Below are 13,241 nucleotides of genomic sequence, written 5' to 3'. Positions count from 1 at the left end.
CATCATGGAAGATCGCAAAAAGAATAAATCAGAAAATAAAAAAGAGCAGCCGAGTAAAGAGGCAATAAAGAAATTAGATAAAAATGCTCAACGGTTAAAAGCAGAAGCATTGCGTGGTAATGCAGATGATAGAATTGCTAGTAAGACTAAAAATGATGATGTAGCTGATAAATCATGGTCACAAGCGGCTTTTGTGAATAATTTGTCGCCAAACACTGAGGTAGAAGTTGAAGTAGATACTGTTGTTAGTAAAGAGCAAATCAATACCCCAGTGGCAGGAAATGAAACAAATCTAACGCAAGAACCACAGCCTTTGGTAGGGAAAATAATTCCAACAACGGGTGAACCTGATGTTACTTATAGTATAGCTGAGAACCATGTCAGTAGTTTTGGAGTATTTAGATTAGCGCCTACAGGTGCATTTACCTTTATTCCTTCAGTTAATTCGCTTGCGGGCCAATCTCAACAATTTACCATTCATGCGACCCATAAAGGTGAAGTACATCAACAGCAATTAACCATTACTCAAGGTCATAACCAGATTGCAAAAGTTACGATTTCTGGTGCCGATAATGCCATTCTTATAGAAGACCATAATGTTCAAGCGGGTGAGTTACACGCGACAGGTAATTTGAACATTGCTGCGACAGCTCCAACGGATACCCGAGTTGTGGTTGAAACATTATCTGGCCAATATGGCACTTTAGAAATAGATGCTAATGGTCACTGGGAGTACAGTGTTAATAATGGTCAACAAGCGGTTCAAGCGCTTAAGAGTACGACAACTTTACATGAGTCTTTTACCATTCATCTAGTTAATGGTGACTCTCATCAAATCTCTATCACTATTAAAGGTGATGAAGATAAGGCAATTATTTCTGGTGTTGATAGCCAGCCATTAACTGAAGACCAACACATTGATACGGCCCATCACCTTAATGCTCAAGGCAAACTAGATATTATTGATGTTGACCAAGGGGATGCGTATTTCCATGCTCAGACAGCAATGGGTAAATATGGTGAGTTTACAATCGATGAGCAAGGGCATTGGCATTATAGTGTTGATGACACCCTGCAAAGCATCCAATCATTAGCTTCTGGTGAGAAAATTACCGATACAGTTCATGTTTTATCGAAAGATGGTGCCACGACTCATGATGTCGTTGTGAGTATTACAGGTACCAATGATGCTCCTGTGCTAACAGTGACACCGAATGCGGCTAATTTGGTGACAGGTAAGTTAACTGAAACTGACGTTGATACGACCGATACACATACTTTTTCCACAACACAAAGTATAGGATTGTATGGTCATTTGAGTATCGATCCATCGACGGGTGATTACACTTATACGCAAACGCCAGGTACAGTTAAAGGGATGTCGTATAACCATAATACTGGTCAATACACTGGTCACGACGTGTTTGAAGTACAAGTAACTGATGGCCATGGTGGTACGGATACTAAATATATTACCTTTGATGTGAGTGCAACGGTAGCCGGACCTACGGTGACAACGCCTAATGCACCGGTTACGATAATACTAGGAGCACCAACTCCCCCGACTATTACACTAACCACACCATCAACGACCCCGCTAATATTAACAGCGCCACCAACGGCTTCTCTCACTATTGACTTGGCAAGTACCAGTGATACGTATGGAGGTACGGGAACGAATAGTGATGACATCACATCGGTAACGACTCCAATGATCACCGGACATGTGGATATTCCGTTCTCAACAGTGAATATTTTTGACGGTACCACCAAAGTCGGCACTGTGATTGCCGATGATAAAGGCGATTACGCTGTTGCTACTTCAGTGCTTGGTGGTACAGAAGCAGGGCAACTACATCACCTACACGCAGAAGCGACCGCTCCCGGTGTCGCGGGTGCAACTCCTATATTATCCCCAACATTAGATGTGACAATTGATACCGGCGCGACAACGGTAGCGGATACTGGTACGGCGACAGAAGATCAAACTGCTGGTGTTGCGAGCATTGGTAATGTATTGGGCAATGATGAATCAGGAATGGTTGTAAAGGCTGGGGATTTACAAGGAGCTTTCGGTACAGTGCACATGCATGCTGACGGCACTTATACGTATGATTTAAATAATCAACATCCAAGTATTCAAGCATTGCCTGATGGTCAAACAACAACCGATATATACACTTATGAAGTAACGGATGTAGCAGGTAATACGTCGACAGAAACATTAGAGATTACGATTACCGGCACCAATGATAATCCTGTGGTGAGCTCAGCAATAGTAGATGGAGGTCATGGCACTGATACTATTCTAAGAAACTTACCGGCCTCTTTAGTGAAAGGGCAGCTAACTGCAACTGATATAGATACGGGAGATAAACTGAGTTGGGAACTTATGCCATCAAGCACTCATTCAGATCCTCATTATGGTGATTATGGACATATTGCTTTAGCTCCGTCAGGTCAATGGGTATATCGTGTTGGTAGTGCTGCTGCGACAGCATTAGAGGAAGGTGAACAAGTAACGGAAACCTTTCATTTAAAAGTAAGTGATGGCCATGGTGGAAGCACTATACAAACACTTATTATTCATGTCACGGGTATAAATAATGCTCCAATTGTTGTTACCCATAGCCAGGGAGGGCTACCGATTGCTGAGCAAACGACGACTCAAGACTCGTCGTTCACTTTCACTTTACCACCAGGTACATTCAATGATGTCGATCATGGAGATCATTTAACCCTTTCAGCAACAGGGTTGCCAAGCTGGCTACACTTTGATGCCACAACGGGCACCTTTAGTGGTACGCCAACTAATTCAGATGTTGCCGGCAAACTTCCGATTACGGTTACAGCAACCGATACTCATGGTGCGCACGTAGAGGCAAGTTTTGCTTTGACGGTAAACAATATCAATGATGCGCCGGTTATATCTCCAATATCTATAGTGACTGTTACAGAAGATGGCGCACATGCGGCAGGACAATTACAAGCGACAGATCCAGATGTAGGCGATGCTCAGCATTTAACGTATTCAATTGCGAATGCCGTTGATGGTTTTAGGTTAAACAGTGACGGCACTTGGGATTTTGATCCTAGCCATGCTGCGTATCAACATATTGCCGCTGGTATTTCAGAAACAGTGTCGATTCCTGTGACGGTGAGTGATGGGCATGGTGGAACCGATACTCAGCAGTTAGTGATTAATATTACCGGCACCAATGATGTGCCTGTGATCAGTGGCGTTGATAGCGGCAGCGTGCAAGAAGAGAGTCAATTAACCGCCAGCGGCACTTTGACTATCAGTGATGCCGATGCGGGCGAAGATCACTTTATTGCGGTAAGTGGTACCACAGGCAGCGGTAATCATGGAACCTTAGACATTGATGCCAGCGGCGCGTGGACCTACCATTTAGATAACAGCAATGCCGAGGTGCAAGCGTTGGGCGAAAGCCCAAGCGGCACCACGAACTCACTGACCGATACCTTTACGGTCACCTCAACCGATGGCACCGCGCACACCATTACCGTCACCGTCAATGGCACCAATGACGCGCCCGTCTTTACCACCGCGACGTTGACACAAAGTGGCGACGAAGACGCGAGTGTGACGGGGCAATTGGGCTCAACGGACACCGATATCGGTGACAGTGCGACCTACGCGGCCACGGGGACACTGCCGGCCGGCTTTACCTTACAGGCCGATGGCCGCTACACATTAGATGCGAGCGTTCAGGCGTATCAGCACCTAGAGGCAGGCCATTCCCAAGACATCACCATTCCAGTGACCGTGACCGATGGTGCGGGGGGCACGGCCACCCAAACCTTGACCATCACGATTACCGGCACCAATGATGCACCGGTTATTACCGACATCAGTGCCAAAACCGTGGCGGAAGGCAGTACGGTCAGCGGCACCATTACTTCCAGTGATGTGGATGATCATGCCACCGCAACCTTCAGTATTGCGCAACCAGTGGATGGCTTTAGTTTAAATGCCGATGGCAGTTATAGCTTTGATGCAAACCACGCCAGTTATGCCCATTTAGCGGCAGGGTCGTCGCAAGATGTGACCATCCCGGTGACGGTCACCGATGATCAGGGGGCGAGCAGTACACAAGACTTAGTTATTCATGTGACGGGCACCAATGACGCGCCCGTGATTGCGGGCACCGATACGGGTACGGCGCAAGAAGAGAGTCAACAAACGGCGTCGGGCACCTTAACCATCCGCGATGCGGATGCGGGTGAAGCTCACTTTACCGCCGCCAGTGGCATCACGGGGACAGGAAATCACGGCCAGTTAGACATTGATGCCAGCGGCGCGTGGACCTACCATTTAGATAACAGCAATGCCGAGGTGCAAGCGTTGGGCGAAAGCCCAAGCGGCACCACGAACTCACTGACCGATACCTTTACGGTCACCTCAGCCGATGGCACCGCGCACACCATTACCGTCACCGTCAATGGCACCAATGACGCGCCCGTCTTTACCACTGCGACGTTGACACAAAGTGGCGACGAAGACACGAGTGTGACGGGGCAATTGGGCTCAACGGACACCGATATCGGTGACAGTGCGACCTACGCGGCCACGGGGACACTGCCGGCCGGCTTTACCTTACAGGCCGATGGCCGCTACACATTAGATGCGAGCGTTCAGGCGTATCAGCACCTAGAGGCAGGCCATTCCCAAGACATCACCATTCCAGTGACCGTGACCGATGGTGCGGGGGGCACGGCCACCCAAACCTTGACCATTACGATTACCGGCACCAATGATGCACCGGTTATTACCGACATCAGTGCCAAAACCGTGGCAGAAGGCAGTACGGTCAGCGGCATCATTACTTCCAGCGATGTGGATGATCATGCCACCGCAACCTTCAGTATTGCGCAGCCAGTGGATGGCTTTAGTTTACATGCCGATGGCAGTTATACCTTTGATGCAAACCACGCCAGTTATGCCCATTTAGCGGCAGGATCGTCGCAAGATGTGACGATTCCGGTGACGGTCACCGACGATCAGGGGGCGAGCAGCACCCAAGATTTAATCATTCATGTGACGGGCACCAATGACGCGCCCGTGATTGCGGGCACCGATCATGGCTCTATAACGGAAGATCAAAATGTATTTTCGAATCCTAAAGATCCAAGTATTCATGAGCTAAAAATACAAGGACATTTAGACATAACAGATATTGATTCAGGTGAAGATCATTTTGTATTTCAAAGACCTATACTTGGTGATAATGGTTTTGGTACATTTTTCATTACACAGCAAGGGCATTGGGGGTATTCTGCGAATAATGATGATCCTAAACTCCAAGAGTTGGGTGTCACTGATACGAGAACTGATTCTATTGATGTTAAAGCTGCGGATGGTACGACTCATAAAATTATTGTGACAATACATGGTACTAATGATGACCCAACCTTTACCTCAGCAACTTTGGTTAACCACGGTAATGAAGACACCAAGGTAACGGGTCAATTAGGTTCAACCGATATCGATACCGGTGACAGTGCGACCTACGCGGCCACGGGGACGCTGCCGGCCGGCTTTACCTTACAGGCCGATGGCCGCTACACATTAGATGCGAGCGTTCAGGCGTATCAGCATATTGCTGCCGGCGATACGCAAGTTGTGACGGTTCCAGTGACGGTGACCGATGGCGCGGGGGGCACGGCCACCCAAACCTTGACCATCACGATTACCGGCACCAATGATGCACCGGTTATTACCAACATCAGTGCCAAAACCGTGGCGGAAGGCAGTACGGTCAGCGGCACCATTACTTCCAGCGATGTGGATGATCATGCCACCGCGACCTTCAGTATTGCGCAGCCAGTGGATGGCTTTAGTTTACATGCCGATGGCAGTTATAGTTTTGATGCAAACCACGCCAGTTATGCCCATTTAGCGGCAGGATCGTCGCAAGATGTGACCATCCCGGTGACGGTCACCGACGATCAGGGGGCAAGCAGCACCCAAGACTTAGTCATTCATGTGACGGGCACCAATGATGTTCCAACGGTCACTCACACGGTTGTAGCCCAAAGCGCCACGGAAGATACGGCTTTTAGTTTTGCACTTTCATCGGATACCTTTAATGATATCGATAATGGTGATCACTTAACGCTTTCTGCGACTGGGTTACCAAACTGGCTGCATTTTGATGCCGCAACGGGCACCTTTAGTGGCACGCCAACCAATGCTGATGTGGGTAAGCTCCCGATTACGGTTACTGCGACGGATAGCCACGGTGCACAAGTCAGTACCAGTTTTGTTCTGACGGTCAATAATACTAATGATGCGCCGGTGTTAACGCCCCTATCGACAGTGGCGGTCACTGAAGATGGTGCTCATGCGAGTGGACAATTGCAATCAACGGACCCAGATGTGGGCGATGCTCAACATTTAACGTATTCCGTTGCGAATGCTGTTGATGGTTTTACGTTAAATAATGACGGCACTTGGGATTTTGATCCTAGTCATGCTGCGTATCAACATATTGCCGCTGGTATTTCAGAAACCGTGTCGATTCCTGTGATGGTCAGTGATGGACATGGTGGAACCGATACTCAACAGTTAGTGATTAATATTACCGGCACCAATGACAATCCTGTGGTGAGCTCAACAATGGTTGATGGTGGTCATGGTTTTGATGAAGATACAGGGCTTACTTCACTATCTTTAGTGAGAGGTCAGTTGACAGCGACGGATGTGGATACTGGTGATGCTCTTAAATGGGAAATCATATCAACACATTCTGCTCCAAATATAGGTGAGTACGGACATATTGCTTTATCTCCGTCAGGCCAATGGGTATATCGTATTGGTAGTACTGATGCGACAGCATTATCGGAAGGTGAGCAGGCAACAGAAACCTTCCATTTTAAAGTAAGCGATGGTCATGGTGGAAGCACAACACAAACACTAACCATCCATATTACGGGGGTTAATAATGCTCCAACCGTTGTTAGCCATAGCCAGGGGGTTCTGCCGATTGCTGAGCAAACGACGAATCAAGATTCGCCGTTCACTTTCACTTTGCCGGCAGACACATTCATTGATGTCGATCATGGCGATCACTTAACGCTTTCTGCAACAGGCATGCCAAGTTGGTTGCATTTTGATGCGGCAACGGGCACTTTTAGTGGCACGCCAACCAATTCAGATGTTGCTGGTAAACTTCCGATTACGGTTACCGCAACCGATAGTTATGGTGCGCACGTAGAGGCAAGTTTTGCTTTGACGGTTAACAATATCAATGATGCTCCGATTATATCTCCAATATCTATAGTGACCGTTACAGAGGATGGTGCCCATGCGAGTGGGCAATTGCAAGCAACGGACCCAGATGTGGGCGATGCTCAACATTTAATGTATTCGGTTGCGAATGCTGTTGATGGTTTTACGTTAAATAATGACGGCACTTGGGATTTTGACCCTAGCCATGCTGCTTATCAACATATTGCAGCAGGTGCTTCAGAAACGATATCTATTCCTATCACGGTCAGTGATGGATATGGAGGAACCGATACTCAACAGTTAGTGATTAATATTACCGGCACCAATGATGCACCGGTGATCAGTGGAACTGAGCATGGCTCTATAACAGAAGATCAACATGTCACCCCAAACGCTACAGACCCAAGTATCCATGAGTTAACGATACAAGGGCGTTTAGCGGTTACTGATGTGGATTCAAATGAAGCTCATTTTCAGGATCAAACTGGTGTAGTCGGCGACAATGGTTTTGGTGATTTTTCAATCACTCCTTCAGGGTTCTGGATTTACACAGCAAATAATGATGATCCTAAAATTCAAGAGTTGGGTGCAAACGATTCCCATACCGATTCTATTACTGTGACAACTGTGGATGGTACGAGTCATAAAATTGTCGTGACAATTCATGGCGCCAATGATGCGCCAACGCTTACTCACACTGTTGTTTCACAAACTGCAACGGAAGATACGGCCTTTAGTTTTGCACTTCCATCGGATACCTTTAATGATATCGATAATGGTGATCACTTAACGCTGTCAGCGACAGGGTTGCCAAGCTGGCTTCATTTTGATGCGGCAACGAGCACCTTTAGTGGCACACCAAGCAATGCCGATGTGGGCAAACTCCCGATTACCGTTACCGCGACGGATAGTCATGGTGCGCAAGTCAGTACTAGTTTTGCTCTGACGGTCAATAATACTAATGACGCACCAACGCTTACTCACACTGTTGTATCACAAACTGCCACGGAAGATACGGCCTTTAGTTTTGCACTTCCATTAGATACCTTTAAAGATGTTGATAATGGTGACCACTTAACGCTGTCAGCGACAGGGTTGCCAAGCTGGTTGCATTTTGATGCGGCAACGAGCACCTTTAGTGGCACGCCAACCAATGCTGATGTGGGTAAGCTCCCGATTACTGTTATTGCGACGGATAGCCACGGTGCACAAGTCAGTACCAGTTTTGCTCTGACGGTCAATAATACCAATGATGCGCCGGTGTTAACGCCAATATCGACAGTAGCCGTCACCGAAGATGGTGCCCATGCGAGTGGGCAATTGCAAGCAACGGACCCAGATGTGGGCGATGCTCAACATTTAACGTATTCGGTTGCGAATGCTGTTGATGGTTTTACGTTAAACAGTGACGGTACTTGGGATTTTGACCCTAGCCATGCTGCGTATCAACATATTGCAGCAGGTGCTTCAGAAATGGTATCAATTCCTATCACGGTCAGTGATGGACATGGTGGAACCGATACTCAACAGTTAGTGATTGATATTACCGGCACCAATGATGCGCCGGTTATCGCTCCTGGTGGAGTTATTGAAAACACGCTATTAGCGAGGCTTCATGGCTCTACTCTGATTCAAGGGCAATTAGTGGCGACAGATATTGACACTAATGATCAACCTAAATGGGAAATAGTGAATCCAACAGGATCGCTTAATCCAGGTAAGAGTACTTATGGTACTTTTATTATCAGTGATGATGGGCGATGGTTTTTCCGTGGAGGCGGTAGCGGAGGTATAGCTAGATCATTAGCAGAGCATGAGACGGTTGATTTACCTTTTACTGTTCAAGCTTCAGATGGTCACGGTGGTGTGGTGCAACAAGTGGTCACGGTTCATGTTGTCGGTACCAATGATGCGCCAACGATCACGCATACGGTTACCGCCCAAAGTGCCACGGAAGATACGGCCTTTAGTTTTGCACTGCCATCGGATACTTTTAACGATTTGGATAATGGTGATCACTTAACGCTGTCAGCGACAGGGTTACCAAGTTGGCTGCATTTTGATGCGGCAACGGGCACCTTTAGTGGCACACCAAGCAATGCCGATGTGGGCAAACTCCCGATTACCGTTACCGCGACGGATAGTCAGGGGGCACGGGTTAGCACCAGCTTTGCGCTAACAGTGGATAATACCAATGATGCGCCAACATTAACTATCACTCAAACGACACATATTACGGGCACACTTGTCGGTTCAGATGTGGATGTGGGTGATGTACTGACATACTCTTCACCAAATGGTGTTGTTGACAGTACTGCGCATACCACCGTTGTACATGGCCAATTTGGGGATTTAACCATTGATACAGTAAGCGGTGCTTATACCTATGCCCCTCATAGTAGTGCGGTGGGCATGGCATTCGATCCCGCAACGGGTATTTATTCTGGGCATGAAGTTTTTGAAGTGGTCGTCACGGATTCTAGTGGTGCGGCGATGAGTCAGTTCATTCAATTTGACCCAACAGCAACGGTGACAGCGGCGACTACATCAGGTAATCCACCCGTAGTGGCTGCACAAGTACAGACTCCACCAACTGTAACTGATGCAATGCCAACGTTACCAACGATAACGCCACCTACCAATGCAGTGACCATATCACTCGATCCTGCAAGTAACAGCGGTGATAAAACTGATTTAATTACCAGTGATACCACGCCAACGATTACAGGACATACTGATATACCGTTTTCGGTGGTGGAAATTAAAGATGGCACAACAGTGGTTGCGACCACAACCAGTGATGTAAATGGAGATTATTCAGTCACTACATCTGCATTAAGTGGTAGCAATAGCGGTGATGCGCATTCGTTGACGGCAACGGCGACAGCACCTTCAGCGGCAACAGGGATAGATTCTTCTGGCATGGTTGTGACAGTGGATACGGGCATTACCGTCCCAACGGTTGATTTAGTTGATGCTAGTGATTCGGGTAGTAACCATAGTGATAACTTAACGAGCGACACGACACCAACCTTCACTTTAACAGGGATTGATTCTGATGTAACACAAGTTGAAGTGTTTGATGGCTCTACCTCATTAGGGATGGCAACTAAAGTATCGGGTAGCACTTGGACGTTAACTACGGATGCTGCGCATGAATTGACTGCAAATGGTCACCATGACATCACCGCGGTGGTAACCGATACGCAGGGTAATAGTGTTACTTCCTCACCTTTAACAATTAGCTTAGACACAGATCGTCCAATGCCTCCGTTGATGTTTGATCAGATTACTTCTGATAATGTGATTAATGCCGCAGAATCCACCGGTACTGTTGCGGTTACAGGTCGTGTTGGAGGTGTGCTTGGCCAAGACTTTGTTTCAGGAGACTTGATGACAATTCACTTAGGTGGTAAAGATTATCAAGGCTCGGTGGATTCGAGTGGTGCATTTAGTATTGATATCCCTGGCAGTGAGTTAGCGGCAAATCATGCATACAGTGCGAGTTTCGCTGCACATGATAATGCAGGCAATGCTAGTGGTGTTAATAGATTAAGTACGAGTTACGCGGTAGATACTGATGCTACGACTGCTTCAGATACCGATACCGCCACTGAGGACCAAGCGGCAGGGGTTACTCATGGCAATGTATTAACCAATGATGAGCAAGGGCTAACGGTCACTAATGCGGGTGATAAAATTGGCACTTACGGTACTTTGCATTTGCAAGCAGATGGTTCGTATACCTTTGATTTAAATAATCTTAATCCAGCAGTACAAGCAATACCTACAGGCCAAACGGTGACTGACTCGTATACTTATGAAGTCACCGATGCTGCTGGTAATACCGCACAACAAATTTTAACCATTACCATTACCGGTACTAATGATATCCCTGTTTTTACTGCGATACCGTCGATTTCAGTTACTGAAGATGCAGCCATGGTTACTGGGCATCTACAAGCTAATGATTTTGATACAGGTGCTAACCAGCATTTAACTTACACAGCATCACAAGCAGTAGATGGCTTTACATTAAATTCCGATGGCTCATGGAGTTTTGACCCGAGTCATGCTAGTTATCAGCATTTAGCAAAAGGCGTATCAGAAACTATTTCCATTCCTGTATCGGTAACGGATGGAGAAGGTGGCACGAGTCATAGCACATTAACCATTGATATTACGGGAACGAATGACCATCCTTATTTGCTTGGTACAGACAGTTATACTCTAGATGAAAGTGACAATATTGCTTCTGGTCAGTTACATGCTTTGGATGCGGATGATGGTGATACGGTTACCTTATCGTTAGACCCAGCACAGCCTCAAGTTGCTGGTTTTACATTTGACCCTACTGATGGTTCCTATACATTTGATCCTTCAGATCCAGCTTATAATTATTTAGCGGCAGGTGAGAAACTGGATATTGTTATACCTATTACTTGTACTGATTCTTCTGGGGAAAGTCGTACACAAACGCATGCGATTACCTTCCATCTGACTGGGACTAATGATGCGGCGATAATTACAGGTACGGATAGTGGTTCCATCACAGAAGATCTTAACATTAATGCCGCAGCAGTATCTAACACCTTATCCGCACACGGACATTTAGATGTTGCTGATGCAGATACTGGTGAAGCTCACTTCCAATCACAAATCGATATTAAAGGTGATCATGGTTTTGGTTCATTCATGATTTTAGATCAAGGGGAGTGGATGTATATTGCAGACAATGATAACCCTGAAATCCAGAAGTTGAGTGCAGGAGAGACTCGAACCGACTCTGTGACCGTCCATTCGGCAGATGGTACACCGCATAAGATCACTGTTACTATTCATGGTGCAGATGAAAGTGGTGTCCCAACAGTTGTACATGAATCTGCACAGGGAGGGGTTCATTTAGCTTCTACGGTAGATGCCACTCAGCCTGTTGAGCATATAATGGCATTAGCTGATTTTGGTTTGACGAGTACTGATAAAGGTACAACCATTACTTTAGTTACCGCTCCAGCACATGATGGGAGTAATAAAGATGATGGGGGGCAGTTTGTATTACAAGATGCTCAAGGTCATGAAACACCAATTCACGATAAAGGTTCATTTACCTATGATGATGTGCTTGCTGGTCGTGTTATTTATCAACAATTCGATCTGAAATCACATGATGTAAAATATACAATTTCAGGTGATCCTCGTGAACATGAGCTAGCATTTACGCCACCATCATCAACGAGTCATGATGTTCCAGATACCACAGAAACATCATCGTTTACTGCGACATTAGATTCCACTGATGCGCCAGCTGATCATCCAGCCAGTTCTCATGAAGGAATAAGTGATGCAGCAAGCTTATATATGGACTTATTACAGCCTAAACACCATGTGACGGAAGATAAACACACATTAAATGATCACAGTCAACCACAGCACTTAGTCGTGGAAAATGTAGATGATTCGATGGTTCATAACCCTCAACATAATGCTGATGAGGCACATGGACATGTTAATACGCCAGTGGATAGTTATCTTAAAATGGTAGGTGCAAATCATGCTGATAAAGCGGAGGTTAAGGCCGAGCATGATGCATCCTTACTAGACCAAAAGTTTGACCATAACCCGTTGGCGGATCATGTCCATGATGTGCTTGCCCATGAAGGCTTAGATCATTTCGCTAATCCATTAGCAGATGAAGCACATGATAAGCATGATAAACATGCGGTATTTGATGACCATGGTGGTAAGGGGATGGAGCATGGTATGGATAGCCCACAGGTTGATGATCAATTGATTGACGGAAATCATCATTCCCCAGATCAATATAATCATTAACCAGAAAGGTAATGAAAGTTAAACATTCAAAAAAGTATCGATGTTTAATATGTTAAATATCGGTGCTTTTTAGTTGAAATGAAGAGGGTAAAATTGGCTTACCTCGTTTAGAATAGTTCAGCAATAGTGAATGTATCACCATAAAAAATGGCAAAGA

1 protein-coding gene is annotated in these 13,241 nt (G+C 46.3%); it reads left to right on the top strand.

The genetic code is table 11. The features are described 5' to 3' along the window. The first annotated feature begins 4 nt into the window (after positions 1-4). On the top strand, positions 5-13,084 hold the full coding sequence (locus tag QQJ93_RS11640) for a VCBS domain-containing protein (RefSeq protein WP_089123658.1): 13,080 nt from the start codon (positions 5-7) through the stop codon (positions 13,082-13,084). Positions 13,085-13,241: the final 157 nt, after the last annotated feature.

Source organism: Vibrio algivorus (assembly GCF_030161215.1).
Classification (GTDB): Bacteria; Pseudomonadota; Gammaproteobacteria; order Enterobacterales; family Vibrionaceae; genus Vibrio; species Vibrio algivorus.
The sequence above is the reverse complement of the archived record's forward strand: the minus strand, read 5'-3'. Positions and strand labels throughout refer to the sequence as shown.

Excerpts from the sequence above, each read along its gene's own strand:
- QQJ93_RS11640 (WP_089123658.1), top strand. The coding sequence starts at position 5 with ATGGAAGATCGCAAAAAGAATAAATCAGAAAATAAAAAAGAGCAGCCG.